This is a genomic window from Actinoplanes sp. KI2 (assembly GCF_025630775.1).
In the GTDB taxonomy this organism is placed as follows: Bacteria; Actinomycetota; Actinomycetes; order Mycobacteriales; family Micromonosporaceae; genus Actinoplanes.
In genome coordinates, this window is the sequence record NZ_JAOSZE010000003.1 from 283,207 (window position 1) to 307,235 (window position 24,029).

Here is a 24,029-nt window from a genome sequence, read left to right on the forward strand (position 1 = left end):
GGCGGAATGATCGACTAGTTGTCATCCCCCTCAACGAGCCACGCACGGTGTCGGAAACGTGCTACTCCATGCTGTTGACCATGAAATATGCCGCTCGCTCGAGATAGTCCCAGAGCGCCGTGTGGTGCGGCTCGGGCAGCCCCAGCGAGTCGACGGCCTCGCGCATGTGCGTCAGCCAGGCGTCCCGGGCGGCCGGGTCGACCTTGAACGGCGCGTGCCGCATCCGCAGGCGGGGGTGACCGCGGCTCGCCGAGTACGTGTTCGGCCCGCCCCAGTACTGCATCAGGAACAGGGTCAGCCGGTCGGCGGCCGGCCCCAGGTCCTCCTCCGGATACATCGGGCGGAGCAGCGGGTCGGCGGCGACGCCCTGGTAGAACCGGTCGACGAGCCGCCGGAAGGTGGGCTCGCCGCCGATCGCGTCGTAGAGGCTGACCTCGTCGGGAGCGGGTGCGGCGGTCACGACTCCATCCTGCCAGCCCACTCGGCGAGCGTCCGGTGCGGTCAGGGTGCCTCGGGTGTGACGCTCGTCGTGGCCGCGTGGTGCGGGTGGTACGTCGACAGCCTGGTCGCCGCGGTGGTCTCGCCCGGCGTGGTCGCCGCGTGGTGCGGCTGGTACGAGGTGATCGGGGCATGCGCCTCGACCGGCGACCCGGGTGCGGGCACGACCGGCGGCATGGTGGCCGCCGCGTACGCGATCGCCTCGTCGAACTCCTCCTTGGCCGGCCATCGGCTCACCAGCGCGACCAGCATGGCCGTCGAAACGAGGCCACAGATGCCCACCACCAGCGGCAGCCAGTAGCTGTTGGCCAGCAGCCCGGCGACCATCACGCCCGCGAACTGGCTCAACTGCATCCCGGTCTGCACCACGCCGTACGCCCGAGCGCGGTATCCGTGCGGGATCATCAGCACGAACTTGCCGTTCAGGGTCGGCGACAGCCCGCCCAGCGCCATCCCGGAGAGGGACGCCAGCAGCGCGACCGCGATCGGCGGCGGGTTGAGGATCATGGGCACCAGGGAGAGCCCGCACAGCACCGCGAACGGCTGGATCAGCCGGTCTCGCCGATCCGCGCTGACCAGCCGGGTGGTGAGCAGCCCACCGATCACGAAGCCGACCGGCACGGCCGCCATGATCAGACCCTGCTCGAGTCCGCGCGCGGTCGGATCGGTGTTGCCGAGCGCGGCCCAGGCGGCGGCGAGGCCCTCGGGCAGCACCACGATCATCGCGGCGAGGCAGATCAGGAGGAGGACCGAGCGCAGCACCCGCGTGCCGAAGACCAGCCGGAAGCCCTCCGCCGACTCCTGCAGCAGATGTTTGCGCTGCTCCTGGCTGCGGGGCGCCGGGCGGGGCCGGATGCCGAGGGCGATGAAGGTGGCGGAGAGGATGAAGCTGAGCACGTCGACGCCGAGCGCCACCCGGGGGCTGATCGCGGTGGCGATGGTGGCACCGACCAGATAGCCGAAGACCTGGGAGGCCTGGGTGGTGGTCTGGTTGATGGCGATCGCGGTGGGCAACTTCTCCCGGCCGACCAGATGCGGGAGCAGCGCCGAGCGGGCCGACTGGGTGGGCGGGGTGCCGAGGCTGGCCAGGAAGACCAGCACCACCATCACCCAGATCGGCAGGTGCGGCACGAGCAGCAGGGCGACCGGCACGATCCGGAACAGGTCGCAGGCGATCAGCACGCGGCGGTACGGGTATCGCTCGGCGAGCGCGGACAGTAGCGTCCCGCCGATGATCCAGGGGAGGAAGCTGACCGCGAAGGCGGCCGCGGACAGCAGCACCGAGTCGCTCTGCTCATAGACCAGCAGCGTGACGGCGGCCTTGGCCAGGTAGTCGCCGACCCAGTTCACGAGCAGTGACGCGTAGGCCGCGCGGTACTCGGGGAGGGCAAAGACGTCCCGGAAGGTGACGAGGCCGTTGCTTTCCGTAACTGCCTTGGCCGCGTCGGCCGTCCGGGCGGTTTCCTCGGACACCAGTCCTCCATCGATCTCGGCGTTCGCCGGGTCGCGACGATCGGCCGGGCACGCCCGCATGTGAGTCGGCGGGAACGTGATGCCGCATGTGCAGATGCTCTAGCGGATTCTGCCCGATCGTCCGAGTCGATGCTAGGGCGTACGAGCGGAATGTCGGCCTTTCGGTTGAGGTCGACCATCCCCCGTTAGAACTAACCCCAGCTCATTCGGCCCCACCGGGCTCCCGGCCGGTTTCCGAAGGTTGCACAAAAACCGGCGGCACCGCCGGGCGCGGAACCAATCGAGAGGCGGCGATGCGTTCGGAGAGTCCGGCCAGGTCCAGCGCCTCGGTGAGCGCGCGACGCAACTCCCGCTGGACGAGCGGCTGGGCCTCCGCGGTGGTCTTCGCGATGGTCCGGATGACCGCGCCGTCCACGGTCAGCTGGTCGACGCCGATCACGTCCGGCGGCTCGATGAACTCGTTCTGATGCTCGGGCGACGCGGCGACCGTCTCGGCGGCGCCCTTCAGCACGCCGATCGCCTCCTCCGAGTTGATGAAGCCGATCGGGATGTCGATCACCGCGAGGGCCCAGCCCTGGCTCTTGTTCCCAACCCGGACGATCTCGCCGTTGCGGATGTACCAGAGCACCCCACGCATGTCCCGGATCGTGGTGATCCGCAGCCCGACCGTCTCCACGACCCCGATCGCCTCGCCCAGGTCGACCGTGTCGCCGACCCCGTACTGGTCCTCGAGCAGCATGAACAGCCCGGCGATCAGATCCTTGACCAGGCTCTGCGCGCCGAAACCGAGGGCCACGCCGACGATGCCGGCGCTGGCCAGCAGCGGGCCGAGGTTGAAGCCGAGCTCGCCGAAGATCAGCAGCGCGGCCATCGTGAAGACCACGGCCGTGACGAAGCTGCGCAGCACCGAGCCGATCGCCTCGGCCCGCTGGCGCCGGCGCTCCGGAATGTACTGACCCTCCTCGGCCGTCGGCGCGGTCCGCTCCTTCAAGGGCTTGAGCAGGGCCGGCATCGAAGCTCTGGTGGTGCTGTTGGCCAATCGCTTGATCGCCCGGTGCAGCAGCCACCGGATCAGCAGCGCGGCCAGGATGATCCCGAGGATCCGCAGCGGCTTCACGATGATCCAGTAGCTGGAGTTGGCCAGCCACTGGTTGCCCGTCCACTCGAGGACCCGGCTGCACACCACGTCGGTGTTGCAGATCTTGGTCACGTCGATGGTCTTGTACACGTCGGGCGTCGGTGACGGCGTGGGCGAAGGGGCAAGAAGTAGCACGGAGAGCTACCGTACCGGGCGAACCTTGACCCGGCTTTCAGGCGTCACACAGCTCACAGACCTCAGACGTTTACCGTGCCGCCACGGATTACGCTCGCAATTTGGTCATTCATCAGGGACTATTGGCGCACGGACCACGGACACCGAAAGCACCGGGAGCGGTTGGCAGCACCTACCGGAGGGTGATCACGATGCCTGACATACGACCCACAGTTGGCTCATCCGCGTTAGTTCTCAACGCCACGTACGAGCCGCTGTGCGTCGTATCGGTGCGTCGGGCGACCATCCTCGTGCTGACCGCCAAGGCCGAGTGCGTCACCGACGGCGACGGCATCCTGCACAGCGCCCACCAACTCCTCCCGGTTCCCTCGGTGGTGCGCCTGACCCGGTACGTGAAGGTGCCGTACCGCACACACGTCGGCCTCTCCCGCCGCGCGATCTTCGCCCGGGACGGCGGTCGCTGCGCCTACTGCCGCGGGTCGGCCGAAACCATCGACCACGTGTTCCCGCGCAGCCGGGGCGGGCTGCACGCCTGGGAGAACGTGGTGGCCGCCTGCGCCAGGTGCAATCACAGCAAGGGCGACAAGACGCCGGCCGAGCTCGGGTGGCGGTTGCACGCGATACCGCAGGCACCACGTGGAGTGGCCTGGCGGGTGCTCGGGCACCGTACGCCAGACCCTCGTTGGGCAGACTGGCTCGACCTTCCGGCCGCCGCGGCAGAACCTGCCGAGGCGGCCTGATTTTTGCTGCGCTGGCTGGCTCTGGCTGGGCTGGTGGGTGCGGTCGATCGGATGAGTCGCGTGGGGGGACTGTCCCGTGCGGTTGGTTGGTGGTTGCGGTCGATCAGGTGAGTCGCGTGGGGGACTGTCCCGTGCGGCTGAGCTGGCTGGCGTCGCCTCCGGCGCCGCGGGCGATCGCCCCTTTGAGGCTGATGAGGAGAGGCCGGTTTTCGACACCGCAAACCCCGCGGTGCCGAAAACCGGCCTCTCCTCATCAGCGGGGCGATCGCGGGCCGTTGCGTGATACTGGGCACCCTGCAGATCGCGATTGGGTGAGCCGCCCCGCAGCGGGGCGCTACCTGGTGCTGATGAGTGAGGCGAAGACGACGATGTTGTCCTGGTAGCCGGTGCTGCCGCCGATCCAGGTGCCGCCGCAGGTCATCAGGCGCAGGGACGGGCGGCTGTAGTCGCCGTACACCCGGGCGATCGGCAGCTTGCCCTTGTTGAAGTGCTCCACCGAGTTCACCTCGAAGACCGCCACCGAGTTGTCGGCGCGGAGCACCTCCACCTTCTGCCCCGGCTTCAACTGGTCCAGGTGGTAGAAGACCGACGGCCCGGTCCTGGTGTCGGCGTGCCCCACGATCAGCGCGGGCCCGTACTGCCCGGGCGTCGGTCCGCCGTCGAACCAGCCGGCCTCGGCGTGCCGGCGCAGCGGCGGCACCCCGATCGACCCGTCCGCGGCCCGTCCGACGTCGAGGATCGGCGCCTCCACCTTGATCGATGGGATGGTCAGGCGCTCGGGCCGGCTCGGGTCGAGCACCGGGAACGACTTGGGCGGCGGCTCGTCGGCCGACTTGCGCTCGAACATGCTGGGCAGGTCGATGCTGGTGGCCGCCCCGATGCCCATCGCCAGCACGAACAGGCCGAGGAAGAGCAGCGCGAGCACGATCAGCCCGATCGGCCACGACCGCCGGCCGCGGGTGGGGCGCGGCGGCTCCTTGGGCAGGGGCCGGGGATGCGGCGCCCGAAAGGGATGACGACCGGGCGCGGGGGGAGTGGGCGGCAGCGGGCCCGTGATGGTGCCGGGCGGCGGCGCGACGATCTCGGCGGGTTGCTTGCGCACCACCGACTCGGGCATGCGCCGGCCGGTCACCGGCGTCGGTCGGCGAGCCACGGCGGCCTCAGCCGACGCGCCGGCGTCGCAGGGAGATGAGGCCGAGGGCCACGCCCGCCCCGAAGATCACGAGCCCGCTGCCGATCAGCATCGGCGCGTACCGCTCGGGGGCCATGCCGCCTCCGCCGGTGGCCGGGCCCTGCGCCGGCTCCACCTTCGCCACCACATGCAGGGTGGCGGAGGCGCTCTTGTTGTCCGGGCAGTGCAGGTCGATCTTGTAGTCGCCGGGCTTGGCGCCGCCCGGGATCGTCACGGTCGCGGTCAGCAGGCCGAACTCCGGATTCACCGCGACCGTGCCGAACAGGCCCGAGGAGACCGACGCCGGTTTGAGGTTGTCGGTGCAGGAGGCCCGCAGCCCGACCTGGTCGCCGGCCGGGACAGTGCTCGGGTTGACCTCCAGGTAGATCGCCGCGGCGCGGGCCGGCGCGGCGCCGAACAGCAGGACGAACAGGCCCATGACGAGCGCCGCCAGGGCGGCGGGGACAGACCGGCGCATGAGATCCCCCTCCTGCCGCCCGCGGACATCAGGATACGAACGGCGCGTGAGGGTGATTTTCGCATCTCCGCGCCATCTCCGCGTAGATCCCGACGGCGGGATACCGCATCTGCCCTGCCTGCCGTCCCGGACCGGACCGAGGGCCTACTTGACGACCCGACCGTCCGGGGCGTCCCGGTCTCCGCTACCGTGACTGTTGTTCGGATCAACTGAAACATTGCGCCTGGGGGCGTTGAGGTTGTCGATAACAAACACCGTATTGGTCTACGTGGTCATTCCGGCCGCCATCATCACCCTGGTGGTGACGCTCGTCTTCTCGGGCAGCGACCGCACCCGCCGGACCAAGCGCTACCGCCCGGGCCGGCCGTACGACTTCCAGCCGATCTGGTTCCTGTCCTCGCCGGAGCAGGTCAACGGCGTGACCGCGGCCGCCGACGACCACCACCGGCGAGCGATCGCGGCGCCGGTCCTCGAGGACAGCACCGGTCACCGGGTCCTCCCCGGCCCTGTAGGAGGCGCAAGTGACAGCTGGTGAACTGGGACACGCTGCCGAGCACGAGCAGCCGTTGACCACCCTCGACCACCCCGGCGGCGACACCGTCGTGGGGCAGCCCGCCACGGTCGCCGACGGTCCCTTCTCGACCCGTCAGCTGCTCCGGCTCGACGAGGCGCTGCGCTCCGCCGACCAGCAGACCGGCCTGACCTTCAGCGTCTACATCGGCGAACTGGACGCACCGACCCGCGAGTCCGCCGAGAAGCTGCACAAGCAGATCGACGACTCCGACCACGCGATCCTGATCGCGATCTCGCCGAACCAGCGCAAGCTGGAGATCGTCACCGGTAATGAGGCGCGCAAGCGCGTCACCGATCGGGACGCGAAGCTGGCGGGGCTGTCGATGGCGGCCGCGTTCGCCGGGGGTGACCTGGCGGGGGGCATTCTTTCCGGCATCGACCAGTTGGCCTCGCACGCCGGTCGGCGGTAGCTGGCCGGGTCGGTGGGTGCGGTCGGATGAGTCACGTGGGGTGACCGTCCCGTGCGGCCGGTGGGTGCGGTCGGCCGGATGAGTCACGTGGGGTGGCCGTGCCGTGCGGCCGGTGGGTGCGGTCGGGCAGATGAGTCGCGTGGGGGGACTGTCCCGTGCGGCTGAGCTGGCTGGCTCCGCTTCGCTCCGCGGGCGATCGCCCCTTTGAGGCTGATGACGAGAGGCCGCTTTTCGACACCGCAAACCCCGCGGTGGCGAAAAGCGGCCTCTCGTCATCAGCGGGGCGATCGCGGGCCGTTCCCGGTCGAGGGGCGCCCTGCAGATACCGGCGTCATCAGCGGGGCGATCGCGGGCCGTTCCCGGTCGAGGGGCGCCCTGCAGATGCCGGCGTTATCAGCGGGGCGATCGCGGGTCGTACCCGGACCGGGGGCGTCCTGCAGATACCGGTGTTATCGGTGGGGCGGTCGCGGGCCGTGCACGGACGGGTTGGGGGTTTTGGGGGTTTTGGCGGTTGGGGTTGTGGGGGGAGGGTGTTTTGGCATGTGCGAAATCGCGTGGAAATCGGGCGGCAACAACGCGGCGTGAGTAGGCTGGCAACCCGCGGTGATGGAGGTGGTTCGCTTGGTGATGTCGAGTCAGGTGGCCAGCACCCCGCCCCGGTGGAGCGCACCGGACGGCGAGTGGACCGAGCCCGATCTGCACCTGTTCCCGCCCGACGGCCATCGATACGAGATCGTCGACGGCTGCCTGCACGCGGCGCCCCCGCCCCCGGAATCGCATGAGGCCGTGGTCCGCGCCGTCGTGACCACGCTCCGCTCGGCGGCGCCGCCCGGCTGGTGGGTCTGCGCCCGGCTGGGGATCGAGATCGGCGTGAGCAACCTGGTGCCCGACGTCACCGTGTTGCGCCCGCGCTCCTCCGGCGCCGTCTGGAGCGACCCCGACGACGTGGCCCTGGTGGTCGAGGTGGAGACCCCGGCGACCCGCCGCTACGACCGCATCCTCAAGCCCTCGCTGTACGCGGAGGCCGGCATCCACGCGTTCTGGCGGATCGAGCCCGGCCACGCCACGCCGCTGCTGCGCACGTACATCCTCAGCGGCTCGCGCTATCGGTCCGAGCACAGCGTGGAGGGCGCCGAGCCGGTCAAGCTCGCCGCCCCCTATCCGATCCGCGTCGCCCCGGCTGCCTGGATCTAGCCGGCCGTGGCGGCCTGCGACCGCTTGATCTAGCCGGCCGTTGCGGCCTGTTCCGCGGCGGCCGCCACGTCGCGGGACCGCGCCTTCAGGGCCCGCACCACACCGTCGCGGCCTTCGGCGACCAACCGGCGCAGTGAGGCCGGCTGCCCTTCGCGGGCCAGCCAGGCGTCGGTCAGCGCGACCGTGTCCTCGTTGATCTGGTACGTCGGGTAGCCGAGCATCACGAACTCCTGCGCCGGCTCGCTGTCCGACCGGGCCCAGAGGTCGCCCACGACCTCGAAGAACTTCGCCGCGTACGGTGCGGTGAGCTCGACCTGCTTGGAGCTCTGGAAGCCGCTCAGCAGCGATCGGTTGAGCCAGTTCGGCACCCCGGCCTCGCTGGTCAGCTCGGCCCAGACCGCCGCCTTGTTCTCGGCCGTGGGGATCAGCGCGCGGGCGATCGCGGCCTCCCGCTCGCCGCTGGCCGTACGGTCGGTGGCCAGCTCGTCCTCGATCTCCTCCCGGGTGGCCGCGCCGAGCGAGGCCAGCGCCTGCAGCAGCTGCCAGCGCAGCTCGGTGTCGATCACCAGCCCGGCCGGGACGTTCGTGCCGGAGAGCCAGCCGCGCAGCTGGGCCTGCTCGTCGGGGGTGCGCGCGGCGGTGATGAAGGACCGCGCCCAGGACAGCTGCCAGCCGCTGCCCGGCTCGGCGGTGGCCAGCGCGCCCCGGGCCAGCTCGGCCAGTTTCGCCCAGCCGGTCGGCTGCCAGGCCGGGTCGGCGAACTGCGCGACCGCGCTGCCCGCCTGCCGTACCGTCCAGGTGGTGAGGTTGATGTCGGTCTCGCCCTGGATGCCGGAGCAGACCAGCGTCACGTAGTCGCGGGCGGCCAGCTCGGCGTCGCGCAGCATGTCCCACGCCGCGTTCCAGACCAGGGCCCGGGACAGCGACGACTCGAAGCCGGCGATGTGGTTGACCACCGTGGCCATCGAGCGCTCGTCGAGCCGCAGCTTCGTGTACGACAGGTCGTCGTCGTTGAGCAGCAGCACGTCCGCGGCCGGCACGCCGACCAGGGACGGGATCTCGGTGCGCTCGCCGGCGACGTCCAGCTCGAGCAGGTCACGGCGGACCAACCGGTCGCCTCGCAGGTCGTAGAGGCCGACACCGATGCGGTGGGTGCGCAGGGTCGGATAGTCGGCCGGCGCCTCCTGCTTGACCACCACGCTGGTGTACGACCCGTCCGCGCCGATTTCCAAGAGCGGGCGCAGCGTGTTGACCTGCGCGGTCTCCAGCCACTGGGCGGCGAACTTGCGCAGCTCCCGGCCGGACGCCGACTCCAGCTCGGTGAGCAGGTCGTCGAAGGTGGCGTTGCCCCACGCGTGCTTGTCGAAGTACGCGCGCAGGCCGGTGAGGAAGGAGTCCAGGCCCACGTAGGCGACCAGCTGCTTGATCACGCCGGCGCCCTTGGCGTACGTGATGCCGTCGAAGTTGACCTCGACGGCCTCGAGGTCGGGCATCTCGCAGTACACCGGATGGGTGGAGGACAGCTGGTCCTGGCGGTAGCCCCAGCTCTTGCGCACGGACAGGAACGTCGTCCAGGCATCGGTGAACCGGGTGGCCCGCGAGTTGCACCAGTGGCTGGCCCACTCGGCGAACGACTCGTTCAGCCACAGGTCGTTCCACCAGCGCATGGTGACCAGGTCGCCGAACCACATGTGGGCGAGCTCGTGCAGGATCGTGTTCGCCCGCTGCTCGTACTCGAAGTCGGTGACCTGCGACCGGAAGATGTAGTGCGCCTCGGCGTGCGTCACGCAGCCGAAGTTCTCCATCGCGCCGGCGTTGAAGTCGGGGACCCACAGCTGGTCGTACTTCGGCAGCGGGTAGCGCACCCCGAACTGCTCGTGGAAGAAGTCGAAGCCCTGGGTGGTGACCAGGTGCAGCTCGTCGGCGTCCATGTACTGCGCCATCGAGGCGCGGCAGAAGTACCCCATGTCGATGCCGTCGTGCGCGAAGCGGACCTCGTGGTACGGCCCCGCGCAGACCGCCGCGATGTACGTGCTCATCCGCGGCGACGTGCGGAAGTGCACGGTCTTGGCCCCCGCCCCGGCCGGCTCCTCCCGCTCGACCGGCATGTTCGAGACGACCTTCCAGTGCGTCGGCACCGTGACGTGCCAGGTGAACACGCTCTTCAGGTCGGGCTGGTCGAAGCAGGCGAAGACCCGCTGCGCGTCCGCGGTCTCGAACTGGCTGTAGAGGTAGATCTCCTTGTCCACCGGGTCGAGGCTGCGCTGCAGGCCCTGGCCGCTCGCCGAGTAGGCGAAGTCGGCCTCCACGACCAGCTCGTTGTCGGCGGCGAGGCCGGTCAGGGTGAGGCCCTTCTCGGCCGAGAACCCGTCGAGCGCCAGCGGCGTGCCGTTCAGCGTGGCGGAGCGCACCGAGACCGCGGCCGTCTCGATGAACGTCTCGGCGCCCGGCTCGGCGCAGCGGAACGTGACAACCGTGGTGGAGCGGAACGTGCCGTCGCCCGGATTGCCATGCCCGTCGGTCAGGTCCAGCGAGACGTCATATCCGGTCACCTCGAGCAGGCGGGCGCGATCGGCGGCCTCCACCTGGGTCAAGTTTCGAACTCCGGCCACAGCCACTCTCCTTAAGAGCGCACGAGCTATTCGCTGCCAGCCTAAGCGGCCGGGGCGTGGCTTACCTCACCCGGAGTACGTACGCCCGATTTCGCAGGCGAGAAAACGGAATCACACCACCGTCGCCGACTACCGGTCGTTGGATGGGGTAACGGACACCCCCATGAGCGAGCGGAGACGGACAGATGTCCGACAGGGAGACGATCGCCTCATCGACGATCGCGGTGCAGCGCGCCGACTGGGTGGGCCTGACGCCCGAAATGGCCGCTATGGTAGCTCCGCCGGTGATCGTCTCGGCGGCCCCGGTCGCCCGCCCCGTCGACCCCTGGCGGAAAGCGCAGTTAGCCAGGTCACGCGCGAACATGCCGGTGGGCCGGCACCGACGTCCGGCCAGGTAGGTTGCGCCCCATGACGGTCGTGCATCCGATCAGCCGGGCCTGGCTCACCACGGGAGTCACCGGCGCGCAGAACTACGACGAGTTCGCCGACGACGCCGAAATCACCGCCATCATCTCCGCCAACCCGCACAGCGCTCTCGCCGTCGAGATGCCGCACCTCGCGCCGGAGAGCGTGGGCAAGTCCTTCACCGACTCCCTCCCCGACGCGGTGGCCCGGCTCGCGCTGGAGCGTGCCGAGGGCAACTACGTCCCGGCCGAGCACGTCGTCGTGCTCTACCGGATCAGCGCGCCCGGCGAGCCGACCGCGTACGGCCTGTGGAGCACGGTCGATACCGACCAGATCTCCGCGAGCGCCGACGAGGCCGGGCTGGTCATCCGCAACGAGGAAGTCTTCATCGAGAAGGTGCGCGAGCGGGTCGCACTGGCCGGCGCGCTGGGGACGCTGCTGTCGCCCGTGCTCCTGCTGCAGACCGCCAAGGGCGACGAGCTGCACGCGGCCCTCGCCGCCGCCACCGAGTCGGCGGGCGAGCCGGCCGCGACCGACGTCGACCAGTCCGGCCGCACCCACGCCATCTGGCCGGTCGGCCCCGGCCCGCTGCAGGACGAGCTGACCGCGCTGGCCGGCGGCGGCGAGCTGGTGGTCGCCGACGGCAACCACCGCAGCCTGGCCGCGCAGACCGGTCGGCTGCCGCGGTTCCTCGCCGTGATCACCACGCCCGGCTCGGTCGCGATCCAGCCGTACAACCGGCTGGTCGGCGAGCTGCCGCTGCCGGTCGACGAGCTGCTGCGCCGGCTCGACGCGGCCGGCGCCACGGTCACCGAGCTGCCCCGGCCGGCCGGCATCCCGGCCAAGGGCACGGTGGAGCTCTACCTGGGCGGCCGCACCTTCGCGATCGGCCTGCCCGCCGACCCGAACCTGCCGACGGTGGAGAACCTCGACCACGCGCTGGTCGAGCGGGTCCTGCTCGGCGACGTGCTGGGCCTCGACCCGGGCGACAAGCGGATCTCCTACATCGGCGGCGACTACTCGGCGGCCTGGCTGCGCGGCGAGGTCGATGCCGGGCACGCCGAGCTGGCCGTGCTGATCGCCCCGGTCACCGTCGACGACTTCGTCAAGGTCAACCTGGAGCGGCAGAAGCTGCCTCGCAAGAGCACCTGGTTCACCCCCAAGGCGCGCGGCGGCCTCGTCCTGTCCCAGCTCGACTGATGCTCCATCCCCAGGTGACGGCGGCGGCCAGGATCCGCCGCCGGCCACCCGCGGCCATGCCCACCGACGACCCGTACGAGCAGCTGAAGTTCGCCCGGGCGGCGATGGAGGAGGCGGTCGACGAGGAGTGCGGCCCGGCGCTGCCGCTTCCGGTGGTCGTCGACGTCGACGCGGACGGCGTGCCCTGCCGCCTCTACGCGTCGCGGCCGGACGCCCCGCTCTTCGTCTACCTGCACGGCGGCGGCTGGTGCTACGGCAGCATCGAGACCGTCGACCGGGTCTGCCGCCGGATCGCCGACCGGTCCGGCTGCGCGGTGCTCTCGGTGGACTACCGGCTCGCGCCCGAGCATGTGTTTCCCGCCGCGCTCGACGACGTTTCGACCGTCATGTCCTATGTGCGTAAGGCCGAGCTGGGCGTCGATGTCTCCCGTCTGGCGATCGGCGGCGACAGCGCCGGCGCCCAACTGGCCACGATCACCGCGCGTCGGCAGCGGGACGCCGCCACCCCGCTAGACCACCAAATCCTGATTTATCCGGCGCTGGATCCGATGACCGCGGCCGCCTCCTACGACGAGCTGGGCTCCTACGGCCTCGACCGCGCCGCGATGAAGCTCGCCTGGGAGACCTTCATCCCCGACCCGAGGCAGTGCCTCACCCCCGACGCGGCCATCTTCGCCACGCCCGATCTGTCCGGCATGCCGTCCACGCTGATCATCACCGCCGAGTACGACGCCCTCCGCGACGAGGGTGCCGACTACGCCGACGCGTTGCTGACCGCCGGCGTCCCGGTGGTGCACACCCGCTACATGGGCGTCAACCACGGCTTCGCCCGCAAGCTCGCCCTGATCGACGCCGCCCGGGCCGCGACCGACCAGGTCGCGTTCTCGCTGCGCGCCGCTCTGCTGTTCTGAGGCGGCTCGGCGGCACTGCGAGCAAAAAGCCGAAGACCGTCTGAGAGACTGCGACCATGCGTGTCTACCTGGGTTCGGACCACGCCGGTTACGAACTGAAGATGCACCTCGTCAACCACCTGACCAAGCAGGGCCACGACGTCGTGGACGTGGGACCGCACGTCTACGACCCGGAGGACGACTACCCGGCCTTCTGCCTGCACACCGGCGCGAAGGTGGTCGCCGACGAGGGCTCCCTCGGCATCGTCATCGGCGGTTCCGGCAACGGCGAGCAGATCGCCGCCAACAAGATCGACGGCGTCCGGGCCGCCCTGGTCTGGCGTACCGAGATCGCCCAACTGGCCCGCCAGCACAACGACGCCAACGTCATCAGCCTCGGCGCCCGCGAGCACACCCTCGACGAGGCGACATCGTTCGTCGATGCGTTCCTGGCCACCCCGTTCAGCGGCAACCCGCGCCACGTCCGCCGCATCGCCCAGGTCTCCGACTACGAGCGGACGAGAAAGCTCCCCGACCTCCCCGCGTCCTGAGCGGGCTGTGGTTGCGCTTTCCGGGTTACTTACGCGCCCTTTACCGTACGAGTTCGGATAAGTCCCCGGTTTTGCGGATCGGCCGGGTGGTGGGTCACCCCCCGTCACCCGGCTGCCGGGTTGTCCTGCATGGCAGGGCAGCCGCCGCCCGCCTCGTACCCATAATCCGATTTATGTCCCGACACCCGAAATCTCGCCGCGAGGCCCTGACCGCTTGCCTGGGGCGGTTGTCAGCGGTTGCGGGGGAGTTCCTCGCGGGGGACCCAGTTGCGCCGGACGATCGTCAGGTTGCGCTCGGCGTCGGCCAGTTGCTCGTCGGTGGGCCGGGCCGCGTCTCGCGCGCGCAGGGCGGCACCCACGCCCACCTGCGACGATCCCGAGCCGACCAGGCCGCGCAGGCCGCGCTCGGTCTCGCGGTCGTCGCCCGCCCCGCCCGGCCCGCCGCCGTTGCCGCCGCGCCGGGGCTGCGCCGGGCGAAGACCGCGATCGGCCGGCTGCTCACCGACCTCAGCGATCGCCCCGGTCGCTCCCGTGGTCGCCGCCCCGGTCGCTCCCGTGGTCGCCGCCCCGGTCGCTCCCGTGGTCGCCGCCCCGGTCGCTCCCGTGGTCGCCGTGCCGGGCGTCCCCGCTGTTGCCGTGCCGGGCGTCCCGGTGGTCGCCGTGCCGGGCGTCCCCGTGGTCGCCGTGCCGGGCGTCCCGGTGGTCGCCGTGCCGGGCGTCCCCGTGGTCGCCGTGCCGGGCGTCCCCGTGGTCGCCGTGCCGGGCGCTTCCGTGCTCTCCCGCGCGGTGCCCGGGGCGGCCGTCTCGACGGTCGCCCCCGCGGGCGGGGACGACGGGTCGCCGGGCGGCGCCCCCGAAGGTGCGGACGCGGAGGACGACGAGGGACGCAGGCGGCGGCGTCGGCGTTCGGGCTCGGCCATGTCGCCGACGGTACCGCCGTCCGCGGCGCTCAGAACACCTCGATCGGGTTGGGCAGGCGGTGCCAGCCGAACGCCGCGTACGGAATGTTGGCGGTCAGCGGCTGGACCCGGCCGGCGGCCAGCAACGCGCCCAGCGTGGTGCCGCCCAAATACAGCGCGCCCAGCTCGGTGATCGTCAGGGTCAGGTCGGGCGCCTCGCCGGTGCGCACGCAACTCGCCTTGTCCGGGCCGCCGGTGAGGCGCCAGCGGCCGGAGTTCGCCGGGAACAGCGGGTCGGTCACCTCGAGCACCACGTCCACCGGGGTGAGGTACCGCCGGGCCTCCAGCGCGCCCGGCAGGTCGACCACCCGCACCCAGAGGGCCTCCTCGTACCCACGGCCCAGCCGGCGAGGCTCGTCGACGATGAGGTGCAGCGGCTCGTCGACCGCGCCGTCGTAGCGCAGGCTGCGGGCGAGGTCGATGCCGAGCAGGAAGCGCCACAGCGCGGCGTACACGCCCGGGTCGTCGGCGGCCACCTGGGTGACCCGCACCTCGGCGTCCGGGCCGTACGCGTCCCACTTGCCCTTGACCCGCCACAGCGCGTAGCCGGCCGGGCGGCCGTCGGCATCCTCGCAGATCACGCCGTGTCGCATGGTCGCGCCGTCGCGGTTGTCCTTGAGGTCGGCGAGGTGGAACTCCCACCAGTTGCCGGGGCGGCTCGACCAGCCGACCCGGGTCGCGGCGACCCGGGCGTAGATGGCGGCCAGGTCGTCCCGGACCTGTTTCGGGTCGATCAGGCGAAGGCGGAGATCGGCGCCCGGCGCGTCGGGGCGTACCCGCAGCTCCCGGGTCATCGCGTGGATGGACATCACCGAGGCGGCCGGGCCGTAGCCGAAGCGCGGGTAGATCGCCGTCTCGCTGGCCCAGAGCACCGCGATCGGCTCGCGCGCCGCCTCGGCGATCTCGCCGAGCTGGCGGTGCATCATGGTCCGCAACAGCCCGCGCCGCCGGTGGGTGGGCGCCACGCCGACGCCGGTCACATGGGCGGCGGGCACCACGCCGCCGGGAACCGTCAGGTCCCGGGTCAGCGCGTTGGTATGGCCGACGATCGAGCCGGCGTCCTCGGCCACGAGCGAGCGTTCCGGCTCCCAGACGAGCTTGTCGAGCTGCCGGCTTTCCTCGTCCCAGTCGTGATGAAAGACGTACGAGAGCAGATCGGTGATGGCGTCGTGGTCCTCGGCGGTGGCCGGACGCAGACGCACGGATTCGTCCATGAAGTTCTGTGTAACGGAAGCGGCCGGTGAACGCGAACGATTTGCCGGCTCGCTACAGTCGTTGTGGGGGCCGGCAAGAACTACTGAGGGGGAACGATGCCTGAGCAACCGCACCGGTATGAGCGGACGCTCGACATGCCACCGCAGGACCCGTGGGCCGACCAGCCCACGGCGCCGGGGCCGATCGGCCCGCAGACCGGCGCCGCCGACGCCACGGTCGTGGCCGGCGGCGCAGCACCTTCGCCGTTCACGCAGGGCCGCGCCCGGGTCAACCCGCAGGCCCCGCAGCGCCAGTTCGCCGAGCACGAGCCGACCGGCGTCGGCTGGCCGGGCGCCGAGGCGCCGGCCGCCCGCGGCATCAGCTGGAGCTGGCACGAGCTGCGTCGCGGCAGCGAGTGGTCGAACGCGGCCGCGCTCTTCGCCTTCGTCTGCTGGGGCATCTGGGCGCTCTCCGGCGGCGGCTCGCTCGCCACCTCGATCATCCTGCTGGTGGTCACGCTGATCGTCGCGGTCGGCGTCTTCTGCCTGGCTCGCGTGGTCGGCTATTACGTGCTCGAGCGCGCCTTCCACCGGCAGCGCCACTCGGCCCGCGGGTCGCACCTGGTGACCGCGCTGTTCCTGGTCGGCGTCGGCATCACCAACCTGCAGCAGACCGAGTGGGTCATGACCGCGTACCACTGGGTGACCGGACACCTGAGCTGACGCCGGCCGGCTCGGAGACGTGCGCGTGCACGATCCGCCACCCCACGGGCAGCCGCACCCAGGTCTGCGACTGGCGGCCGAGAACGTCGGAGCCGGGATAGCCGAAGAGGGTCGTCACTATGGCGGTGCTCGTCCCGTACCCGCAAATGGTGGTGTCCTCGAGACGACGGCCCGGCGGCAGACCGCCCTGCGCACGCCGCCACCTGGTCTGCTCCTCGATGCCGGCCTGCTGGTCGGCGATGCCGAAGCGGATCGCCCGGTCGGCGAAGAAGCCGAGGACGGCCTCGACGTCGTCGGCCACCAGGGCCCGCTCGTAGGCCGCGAAGGCGGCCGTGACCTCGGCGATCACGTCGGGCCGGTCGAACTCCATGGGCGCTCCGTCCCGGCCCGGCGCAGGGTCGCGCCGGGCCGTCGCAAAGGATTCAGGCCTGAGTCGGCACCGGAACGCCGCCCTCGGGCGCCTCGGTGAACGTGTTGCCGGAGACTTCCTCGCTGAGCAGCTTGAGCTCGTCCTCGTCCGGCGCCCGCGGCACCGGCCGGGTGAGCGCGAACAACACGCAGACCGTGGCGAGGAAGAGATAGCCGAGCGTGACCTGGAAGTTCGCGTTCAGCTCGACCTTCGGGGCGTGGATCAGGCCGACGAAGGTGAGTGCGGCACCGGCGCCCGAGAAGATCGCCGCCTGCCAGAACCGCTTGTCGATGATGAACGCGACGATGGCGCCGAGCACCAGACCGGCCAGGATCGCGCCCTCGCCGAGCGTCTTGAGCCCGCCGTAGACGACACCGGCGCCGGCCAGCGCGTCGTTGCCGACCTGCGCCGCACTCGTCCCGGCGGCGGACAAGACGTTGTCCATCAGGCCGGTGGCCCACTGGGCGATGTTCGGAATCAGCGCCGCCACCACCGCGGCGGCGTGTGCCCGGGGCGTGGCCTGGAATGCCTGTGCGCCGATCAACAGGCCGATGTAGAGCAGGATCGGCACGATCGCCGGGGTGGGGAAGATCGTGCCGAGCAGGCCGAACATCCCGAAGAAGCAGAGCAGCGCGATGACGATGCCGGTCGCCATCGAGTAGCCGGTGCGGCCGCCGGCCGCCTTCCAGCCGGGGTGCCCGACGTAGACGGCGGGCGGGAACGGCGAGCCGAGGCAGGAGCCGATCACCGCGCCGGCGCCATCGGCGAGCAGCACGCTGCGCAGGTTGTACTTGTCGCCGGCCGTCGCGGCGCTCTCCACGTTGGTCATCGCCTCGGTGAAGTTGTAGACGCCGAGCGGGATGGCCGTGGCCAGCAGCGGGGCCATGTCCTTGAGTCCGTCGATCAGCAGGTTGATCTTGAGGTGCGGGAAAGCGAACGCGATGTCCTTGGCGGCCGCGGTCACGTCGGGCACGCTCATGTACCCGCCGATCCAGCCGATCGCGGTGCCGACCAGCAGTGCGGCGAGCCCGATCGGGATGTTGAACGGCAGCTTCACGTCGGTGAGCAGGCCGATCAGCAGCAGGCCGAAGACCGGCAGGGCGATCCACGCGGCCGCCCACATATTGCCGGCCGGGTTCATCGAGATGAACGTGATCGAGATGCCGGCCAGGGTGCCGAGCAGCGCGGCCCGCGGCGCGTACTTCCGGATGTACGGGCCGACGAACGCGCCGATCAGCACGATCACGCCGATGATGAACGCCCAGGCGATGCCCGCCGTCCACGCCGCGATCGGGTCCTTCGTGGACAGGTAGATCGGCAGCATGATCACGAAGATGACGATGAACATGTGCGGGACGCTGGGGCCGTACGGCATCGCGGTGACGTCGGTGCGGTTCTCCTTCGCCGCGAGCCGGCGGGCCAGATAGGTGTAGTAGATGTTGCCGGCGACCAGCGCGATGCCCAGCGCCGGCAGGATGACGCCGAAGACGTCGCCGGCCGGCATCTTGATCACGCCGATGCAGAGGCCGGTGAGGGTGAGGACGTTGACCAGGACGTTGACGCCGAAGCCGAAGAAGGCGTTGGTGTCGCCGCGGACCCAATAGGGCAGCTTGGCGGTTTCTGTGGTCATCTTTACTCCCGGATGGCAGCGATTACTTCGGGGGAATGGGCGACCCAGCCGAAGATGCCGCCCTGCGCGGCGATCATCTGAAGGCCGACCCGCTGGAACTCGGGAAAGTAGGAGCCGACGCAGTCGGCCAGGACGAGGCACTCGTAGCCGCGGTCATTCGCCTCGCGGACGGTGGTGTGGACGCAGACCTCGGTCGTTACGCCGGTTACCACCAGCGACGTGATGCCCGATTTCTCCAATATCTCGGACAGGTCGGTCGCGTAGAAAGCGCCTTTGCCGGGTTTGTCGACGACCTCCTCGCCGGGGAGGGGCTGCAATTCGTCGACGATGTCGTGGCCGTACTCACCGCGGATCAGGATGCGCCCGAAAGCGCCGGGGTCGCCGATTCGCATGCTCGGCGCTCCGCGGTTGAGCTTGGCCGGTGGGCAGTCGGAGAGATCCGGCAAATGCCCTTCGCGGGTGTGGATGATCGGCAGCCCGGCCGCCCGCCACGCTGCCATCAGGTCCGCCAGCGGTTTGATCGTCCGCCGCAGCTGGGACACGTCGTTGCCGAGGCTCTCCCCGAAGCCGCCCGGCATCAGGAAGTCGCGCTGCATGTCGATGACGACCAGCGCCGTGGAGTCGGTGTCGAAGGTGAAGGGCCCGGGTTTGGCGTCGACGGTGGGCATCATGCCTCCGTTGCTGCTATGACGTCGGTGGACGTGGCGACGCAGCCGAAGACCCCGCCCTGCATGGTCACCATGTGCAGCGCCGCTTCGTGGTTGCCGGGATCGGTCGCGCCCGTGCAGTCGCTGAGGATCAGGCACTCGTACCCGCGGTCGTTGGCCTCGCGCATGGTCGTGTGCACGCAGACATCCGTGGTGATGCCGGTCAGGATCAAATGCGTGATTCCGTGGGTACGCAGGACCAGGTCCAGGTTCGTGGCGTAGAAAGCGCCCTTGCCCGGCTTGTCGATCACCACCTCGCCGGCGACCGGCGCGACCTCCGGGACGATCTCCCAGCCCGGCTCGCCGCGGACCAGGATCCGCCCGCACGGTCCGGCACCGCCGATCTCGGCGCCGATCCGGGCCGAGCGCCACCGCTTGTTGGCCGGCAGGTCGGACAGGTCGGTGTCGTGGCCCTCGCGGGTGTGGATCACGAGCATGCCCAGGTCGCGGGCGTGCTCCAGGAGCTTCGCGGTGGCCGGCAGACCGGCCCGGGTCAGCTCGATGTCGTAGCCCATCGAGTCGACGTAGCCGCCCTTGCCACAGAAATCGGTCTGCCAGTCGATGCAGATCAGCGCCGTCCTCGTCACCGGCGCCCGGCCGTCGAACGGCCATGGGTACGGGTCGGCCTGCACCGGCCCGATCGTCGCGGTCAACAGTTCGCTCCTTTCCTCCGGTAGTTCCGCCAGCCGCCGCTGGCGGTGATGTCCGGGGCGCCGGCCGCCGCGTAGGCCTCGCAGAGGAATCCGGTGACCTCGGCGCCGTCGTCGAGCCCGACCCGGCCCAGCCCGAGCGGCGCCCGGATCCCGGCCAGGAAGCCGCCCACCTGCCCGGCGGGCAGCTGCCACAGCTCGACGTCGATGGCTGCCCCGCCCTCGGCCACCCGGACCAGGCCGGGCGCGCCGGACGGCAGGTGGTACAGGCGGTAGTGGGGCGCGGTGCGGGCCGTGCCGACGAGCGTGCCGCCGCGGTCCAGCAGTTCGCCGTTGCGCGGCTCGCCGGAGAGGTGCAGCCCGGCCACGGCGATCGTGATCCGGTCGTCGACCGGGAGGGCGCGGGCGCTCTGCATCAGCGTGTCGTCGCTGAAGGCCGGGCCGAACAGCGTGATCGACGCGGGCCGGCCGTCGGCGGTGAACCCGTTCGGCACGGTCACCGCGGCCATGTCCAGCAGGTTCGCGAACTGCGTGTACCGGCCGAGGGTGAGGTTCCGGCCGATCGGATCCTCGGCGATCTCGGCGCGGGTGTACGTGGTGCCGATCGTCGGCAGCGCGAGCACGTCGACCCGCTCCCAGATCCGATCGGCGGCCGATTTCAGCTCCTGGAGGCGGTGCTGTGCCGCAAAGGCGTCGGCGGCGCTGAACCGGTGTCCGGTCTCCAGCACCCGCCGGGTCACCGGCAGCACCGCCTCGGGGTTCGCCTCGAGGAACCCGCCGAGATCGGCCAGCCGCTCGGCCACCCACGGCCCGCGATACAGCAGCTCGCCGGCCTCCAGCAGCGGCCCGATGTCCACGGTCGCATCCCCGGCGAACCGGGCGAACGCCTTCTCCTGCCCGGCGTCCGCAAAGAAGTCCAAGCTTTCCGGTACGCCGATCCGGGGCTCGGCGATCACCGGTCGGCGACCGTCCCGCGACCAGGGGTCCTCGGGGTGCCGGCCGCGGGCGACCCGCAGGACCCGCTCGGCCAGCGGCAGGTCCGCCGCGAAGATCGAGACACAGTCGAGCGAGCGGCAGGCCGGCACCACGCCGAGCGTGCTGAGCAGACCCCGGGTCGGCTTTACCCCGACGATGCCGTTGAGCGCCGCGGGCACCCGTCCCGAGCCGGCCGTGTCGGTGCCCAGGGCGAACGGCACGACTCCGCCGGCGACCGCGACGGCCGAGCCCGAACTGGAGCCGCCCGAGATCAGGTCGCCGCCGAAGACGCTCTCCGGCGTCCCGTACGGCGAGCGCGTCCCGGTCAGCCCGGTCGCGAACTGGTCGAGGTTGGTCTTGCCGATCACGATCGCGCCGGCGTCCACCAGTCGCTGCACCACCGCGGCGTGCCGCTGCGGCCGGTACGCGAACCCGGGACAGGCGGCGGTCGTCGGCAGTCCGGCCACGTCGATGTTGTCCTTGACCGCGAACGGCACCCCGGCCAGCGGCAACGCGGGGTCGATCTCGTCCGCGCGCCGGTGCAGCTGCGCGGCGGTGAAGGTGCTGATCCAGACACCCTCGCCGCCCAGCTTCGCGGTTACCGCGTCGACGACCTCGTGTGCGTCCACATCGTCGATTGTCGACAGTTTGGTTTCGGCGATGGCTTCGCCATGTAACGCCGCGGTTTCGCTACGTCAGATTTGCTTGGTCAGATAGGTGCGGGTTGCTAGGTCAGATACGTGCGGGTTTGCTTGGTCAGATAGGTGCGGGCGCCGTGCCGGCCCAGCGTGGCCCGGACGGCCTCGGCATCCCCGGTCTCCACCGCCGCGAACAACTGCTCGTGCCGGCGCACGCCGTCCTCGGCGCGGGCGGTCTCGGCCTCGCGGCGCATGTTCACCGCCATGTAGAGCTGGATGCGCACCAGGATCGACTCGTACAGCTCGGTGAGCTGGCGATTGCCGCCCAGCCGGACAACCTCGGTGTGGAAGCGCCGATGCGCGTTCGCGAGCTCGAGCCGGTCGTCGGTCTCGGTCGCCTTGCGCATGACGTCGAGCGCGGCCCGCAGCCCGGTCAGGTCGGGCGTGGCGGGCATCGTCGTGATCGCGTGCCGCTCGAGGACGTCGCGCACCTCGTACAGCTCGCGGACGTCGTCGTCGGAAAGGGTGGCCACCCGGGCCCCGCGCCGGGGGATGTGCTCGACCAGTCCCTGCTGGGCGAGCAGCCGCATGGCCTCGCGCAACGGGGCCCGGCTGATACCCAGGCGGCGGGTCAGCTGCTCCTCGACGAGGCGTTCGCCGGGATCGGTCCGTCCGCTCAGGATGTCGCGCCGCAGCCGGTCGACGGCAAGCTCGACGAGACTGTAGGCCGCCAGCTCTTCGTCGCTCACCCTTGGTAGTGTGCCAGCCCGCGTCAGTCGGTCTCCGAGTCACCCTTCTTGCCACCGCGAACACTCGGCCACACGGCTACCACCACCATGGCGACGCCGATCACGATGAGTAACGTCCAGAACCACGTCATCGGCCGGACATTACCGTTCCGGCCCCCGCGGGACAGGGCCGTGCAAATTCCGACTGCACGGGGGCCGGAACGGCGGGGTCACTCGACGAAGTTCTTGCCGGTCTCGAGGAACGTCTTGAGGTCGCTCAGGATCCAGGCCCAGCCGCCGCCGGCCCCGCTGTCCTCGGTGCCCGCCACCATCGCGGCGGTGGCCGGCGCGCCGACCAGCTCGTGCGTGACGGTCAGCTTGCAGACGCCCGGCTGCATCTTGGCGTCCTCGATCTCGAAGGTGAGCGTGCTGAACGGCTCGCCCGCCGTGGACGGGTCCATCAGCATCCGCCAGGTCTGCACCAGGCGCCGCGGCGGCTCGGACTCCAGCACCTCGCCGTCGAGGATCGTGTCCGGGATCTCGAAACCGCTCGCCTTCGCGAAGGCCTTCATGTCCTCGGTGGCGGTCGCGTGGAACGAGCCGCCCTTCTTCAACTCGTAGTAACTGGGCGCCTGGTACGCGTACCGGTGGTTCCACTCCGGGTCGGTGATCGCGGCCCAGATCCGCTCCGGCGTCGCCTTGATCCAGACCCGGTAGACCTGCGTGGTCAGTGCGGTCGTCGTGGCAGTCGTGTCCGTCATGTCTCTTCCTCCAGCGCGTGCTTGAGATCGACGAGGGTCGTTACCTGGTGCTCGGTGTACTTGTCGATCCATCGGTCATGGATCAGCCGGATCGGCACGGGATTGAGAAAGTGCAGCTTCTCCCGGCCGGAGCGGCGCGTGACGACGAGACCCGCCTCCTCGAGCACCCGCAGGTGCTTGGCGACTCCGAAGCGTGTCATCTCCAACTCGGACTCCAGCTCGCCGAGGGTGCGGCCGTCACGCTCGAAGAGCAGGTCGAGCAGGAAGCGGCGGCTCGGGTCGGCCAGCGCCTTGAACACCCGGTCGTCGTCATCCATGACGCAAAGTTATGTGACCAAAAGGTCACATGTCAAGCCGGACCTCGATTGCCCAGCGTGACCGCGCGCTGATTGCCGGTCAGATTTAAGGGAGGGCTAATAGACGCGCATCGAAGGTGAGCGTTACGTTCGGGGCCGGAATCACAGACGGCACAGCGCCGGGTGGCGGCCCGGCGCTGTGCCCCCAAACCCGCTTCCTCGGCGGCGGGTGAGCATCTCTGTGCTCCCGCCGGCGGTCTGAGCGCCCGGCCGCACGTGGTCTTCCTCAACGAAGTAGCGGCTCGGTAGGTCCCGCGCCCCGCAGAGATTCATTCCGTCTCGTGCCCCGGCCCCCGGCGGTCTTATGCCGGGCATTTCGCCGCGGCTGATCGGTGGCCTTCGTCACAGGCTTTTCGAGATCATTTCCATCTCGAAGTCATCGGAGCGGCGCTGACCACGCGCTTTCGCTGCTACCGGCGAGCCGGATGGGGCAATTCTGTGCCAGATTGCTGTCACTGAGCCGACGGGGCGGCCGCGCCAGTTATGGCTGACATATAATTATTCGTGTCGATGCGGCGCCCATCGGGGGTGGTGCCGCACTACGGGGATCGGTGCCATGTTAAATGCACTGTCTACCAGGGAACGTGAAGTTCTGCTCCATTTCTCCAGCGGGCTGACGTACGCACAGATCGGCCGCAGAATGGGCATTTCACCGAGCACGGTGGATACCTATCTGCGGCGCATCAAGCAAAAGACCGGTTTCACCGTGAGCGCCGAGCTCATCCTGCTCGGCAGTCAGCTGCGTGACGTCTGAGGGGAAACGTCTGAGGGAAACCAGGAATGTGCGGCTGAATACCCCGGGATCAACGACGATTCCGGGGTATTCCGTTTG

25 protein-coding genes are annotated in these 24,029 nt (G+C 70.3%); 9 read left to right on the plus strand and 16 right to left on the minus strand.

Annotated features, from left to right (window positions below; genetic code table 11):
- Positions 1 to 61: 61 nt before the first annotated feature.
- The 3 genes from ODJ79_RS04690 to ODJ79_RS04700 form a co-directional block, all read right to left on the minus strand.
- On the minus strand, positions 62 to 460 hold the full coding sequence (locus ODJ79_RS04690; RefSeq protein WP_263022058.1) for a globin: 399 nt from the start codon (positions 458 to 460) through the stop codon (positions 62 to 64).
- A 41-nt stretch (positions 461 to 501) separates the two neighbouring features.
- Entirely contained in the window at positions 502 to 1,971 is a 1,470-nt protein-coding gene (locus ODJ79_RS04695) for an MFS transporter (RefSeq protein ID WP_263022059.1), read from the minus strand.
- A 202-nt stretch (positions 1,972 to 2,173) separates the two neighbouring features.
- Positions 2,174 to 3,244: a mechanosensitive ion channel family protein gene (locus ODJ79_RS04700; RefSeq protein WP_411267258.1), complete on the minus strand. Its 1,071-nt coding sequence runs from the start codon at positions 3,242 to 3,244 to the stop codon at positions 2,174 to 2,176.
- A gap of 191 nt (positions 3,245 to 3,435) precedes the next feature.
- On the opposite strand from ODJ79_RS04700, the gene ODJ79_RS04705 reads away from it, so the two are divergent.
- Complete coding sequence (locus ODJ79_RS04705) at positions 3,436 to 3,984, plus strand: HNH endonuclease (protein WP_263022060.1); 549 nt, start codon at positions 3,436 to 3,438, stop codon at positions 3,982 to 3,984.
- Between the two features lie 334 nt (positions 3,985 to 4,318).
- On the opposite strand, the gene ODJ79_RS04710 is transcribed toward ODJ79_RS04705, so the two are convergent.
- Positions 4,319 to 5,137 (minus strand): class F sortase, encoded by an 819-nt coding sequence (locus ODJ79_RS04710; RefSeq protein ID WP_263022061.1) that lies wholly within the window; start codon positions 5,135 to 5,137, stop codon positions 4,319 to 4,321.
- Positions 5,138 to 5,144: 7 nt separating this feature from the next.
- On the minus strand, positions 5,145 to 5,633 hold the full coding sequence (locus ODJ79_RS04715; protein ID WP_263022062.1) for a hypothetical protein: 489 nt from the start codon (positions 5,631 to 5,633) through the stop codon (positions 5,145 to 5,147).
- Positions 5,634 to 5,901: 268 nt separating this feature from the next.
- Here ODJ79_RS04715 and ODJ79_RS04720 point away from each other — a divergent pair, with 268 nt between their 5' ends.
- The 3 genes from ODJ79_RS04720 to ODJ79_RS04730 all read left to right on the plus strand — a co-directional run bounded on the left by ODJ79_RS04720 (position 5,902) and on the right by ODJ79_RS04730 (position 7,810).
- Positions 5,902 to 6,168, plus strand: a complete 267-nt coding sequence (locus ODJ79_RS04720; protein WP_263022104.1) for a hypothetical protein — start codon at positions 5,902 to 5,904, stop codon at positions 6,166 to 6,168.
- Between the two features lie 31 nt (positions 6,169 to 6,199).
- A complete protein-coding gene (locus tag ODJ79_RS04725) occupies positions 6,200 to 6,616 on the plus strand; it encodes a DUF5130 family protein (RefSeq protein WP_411267261.1) in 417 nt (138 codons plus the stop codon).
- A 627-nt stretch (positions 6,617 to 7,243) separates the two neighbouring features.
- On the plus strand, positions 7,244 to 7,810 hold the full coding sequence (locus ODJ79_RS04730) for a Uma2 family endonuclease (protein ID WP_263022106.1): 567 nt from the start codon (positions 7,244 to 7,246) through the stop codon (positions 7,808 to 7,810).
- 29 nt (positions 7,811 to 7,839) lie between these two features.
- Here ODJ79_RS04730 and pepN read toward each other — a convergent pair whose 3' ends face one another.
- Positions 7,840 to 10,422: an aminopeptidase N gene (gene pepN, locus ODJ79_RS04735; RefSeq protein ID WP_263022063.1), complete on the minus strand. Its 2,583-nt coding sequence runs from the start codon at positions 10,420 to 10,422 to the stop codon at positions 7,840 to 7,842.
- Positions 10,423 to 10,830: 408 nt separating this feature from the next.
- Here pepN and ODJ79_RS04740 point away from each other — a divergent pair, with 408 nt between their 5' ends.
- From ODJ79_RS04740 to ODJ79_RS04750, 3 genes are read left to right on the plus strand one after another with little or no spacing between them, the layout of a single operon-like run.
- Positions 10,831 to 12,027 carry a DUF1015 family protein gene (locus ODJ79_RS04740; protein WP_263022064.1) on the plus strand — a complete coding sequence of 399 codons (1,197 nt, stop codon included), beginning with the start codon at positions 10,831 to 10,833 and terminating at the stop codon, positions 12,025 to 12,027.
- On the plus strand, positions 12,027 to 12,938 hold the full coding sequence (locus ODJ79_RS04745) for an alpha/beta hydrolase (RefSeq protein WP_263022065.1): 912 nt from the start codon (positions 12,027 to 12,029) through the stop codon (positions 12,936 to 12,938). The genes ODJ79_RS04740 and ODJ79_RS04745 overlap by 1 nt, the downstream gene beginning before the upstream one ends.
- Positions 12,939 to 12,994: 56 nt before the next feature.
- Positions 12,995 to 13,468 (plus strand): ribose-5-phosphate isomerase, encoded by a 474-nt coding sequence (locus ODJ79_RS04750; RefSeq protein WP_263022066.1) that lies wholly within the window; start codon positions 12,995 to 12,997, stop codon positions 13,466 to 13,468.
- A gap of 230 nt (positions 13,469 to 13,698) precedes the next feature.
- Here the strand turns inward: ODJ79_RS04750 and ODJ79_RS46980 are convergent, their stop codons facing one another.
- A complete protein-coding gene (locus ODJ79_RS46980; protein ID WP_317620634.1) occupies positions 13,699 to 13,983 on the minus strand; it encodes a hypothetical protein in 285 nt (94 codons plus the stop codon).
- 434 nt (positions 13,984 to 14,417) lie between these two features.
- The gene (locus tag ODJ79_RS04760; protein ID WP_263022068.1) at positions 14,418 to 15,641 is read right to left on the minus strand and encodes a GNAT family N-acetyltransferase; all 1,224 of its coding nucleotides are present in this window, start codon (positions 15,639 to 15,641) and stop codon (positions 14,418 to 14,420) included.
- A 96-nt stretch (positions 15,642 to 15,737) separates the two neighbouring features.
- Between ODJ79_RS04760 and ODJ79_RS04765 the strand changes: the two genes are divergently transcribed.
- Positions 15,738 to 16,343, plus strand: coding sequence for a DNA-directed RNA polymerase II (locus ODJ79_RS04765; protein WP_263022069.1), 606 nt, complete (start codon positions 15,738 to 15,740; stop codon positions 16,341 to 16,343).
- Here the strand turns inward: ODJ79_RS04765 and ODJ79_RS04770 are convergent.
- The 8 genes from ODJ79_RS04770 to ODJ79_RS04805 form a co-directional block, all read right to left on the minus strand.
- A complete protein-coding gene (locus tag ODJ79_RS04770; RefSeq protein WP_263022070.1) occupies positions 16,303 to 16,713 on the minus strand; it encodes a nuclear transport factor 2 family protein in 411 nt (136 codons plus the stop codon). The two genes, ODJ79_RS04765 and ODJ79_RS04770, sit on opposite strands and share 41 nt — an antisense overlap.
- Before the next feature lie 52 nt (positions 16,714 to 16,765).
- A complete protein-coding gene (locus ODJ79_RS04775; protein ID WP_263022071.1) occupies positions 16,766 to 18,382 on the minus strand; it encodes a regulator in 1,617 nt (538 codons plus the stop codon).
- Between the two features lie 2 nt (positions 18,383 to 18,384).
- Positions 18,385 to 19,050 carry a cysteine hydrolase family protein gene (locus tag ODJ79_RS04780; protein ID WP_263022072.1) on the minus strand — a complete coding sequence of 222 codons (666 nt, stop codon included), beginning with the start codon at positions 19,048 to 19,050 and terminating at the stop codon, positions 18,385 to 18,387.
- Positions 19,050 to 19,742: a cysteine hydrolase family protein gene (locus ODJ79_RS04785; protein WP_263022073.1), complete on the minus strand. Its 693-nt coding sequence runs from the start codon at positions 19,740 to 19,742 to the stop codon at positions 19,050 to 19,052. The genes ODJ79_RS04780 and ODJ79_RS04785 overlap by 1 nt, the downstream gene beginning before the upstream one ends.
- Positions 19,739 to 21,343 (minus strand): allophanate hydrolase, encoded by a 1,605-nt coding sequence (gene atzF, locus ODJ79_RS04790; RefSeq protein ID WP_263022074.1) that lies wholly within the window; start codon positions 21,341 to 21,343, stop codon positions 19,739 to 19,741. Before atzF ends, ODJ79_RS04785 begins: the two co-directional genes overlap by 4 nt.
- Positions 21,344 to 21,441: 98 nt before the next feature.
- Positions 21,442 to 22,101 carry a GntR family transcriptional regulator gene (locus tag ODJ79_RS04795; protein WP_263022075.1) on the minus strand — a complete coding sequence of 220 codons (660 nt, stop codon included), beginning with the start codon at positions 22,099 to 22,101 and terminating at the stop codon, positions 21,442 to 21,444.
- Between the two features lie 209 nt (positions 22,102 to 22,310).
- Positions 22,311 to 22,841 (minus strand): SRPBCC domain-containing protein, encoded by a 531-nt coding sequence (locus tag ODJ79_RS04800; protein ID WP_263022076.1) that lies wholly within the window; start codon positions 22,839 to 22,841, stop codon positions 22,311 to 22,313.
- The gene (locus tag ODJ79_RS04805) at positions 22,838 to 23,158 is read right to left on the minus strand and encodes an ArsR/SmtB family transcription factor (RefSeq protein WP_263022077.1); all 321 of its coding nucleotides are present in this window, start codon (positions 23,156 to 23,158) and stop codon (positions 22,838 to 22,840) included. The genes ODJ79_RS04800 and ODJ79_RS04805 overlap by 4 nt, the downstream gene beginning before the upstream one ends.
- 595 nt (positions 23,159 to 23,753) lie before the next feature.
- Between ODJ79_RS04805 and ODJ79_RS04810 the strand changes: the two genes are divergently transcribed.
- Positions 23,754 to 23,951: a response regulator transcription factor gene (locus tag ODJ79_RS04810; RefSeq protein WP_263022078.1), complete on the plus strand. Its 198-nt coding sequence runs from the start codon at positions 23,754 to 23,756 to the stop codon at positions 23,949 to 23,951.
- Positions 23,952 to 24,029: the final 78 nt, after the last annotated feature.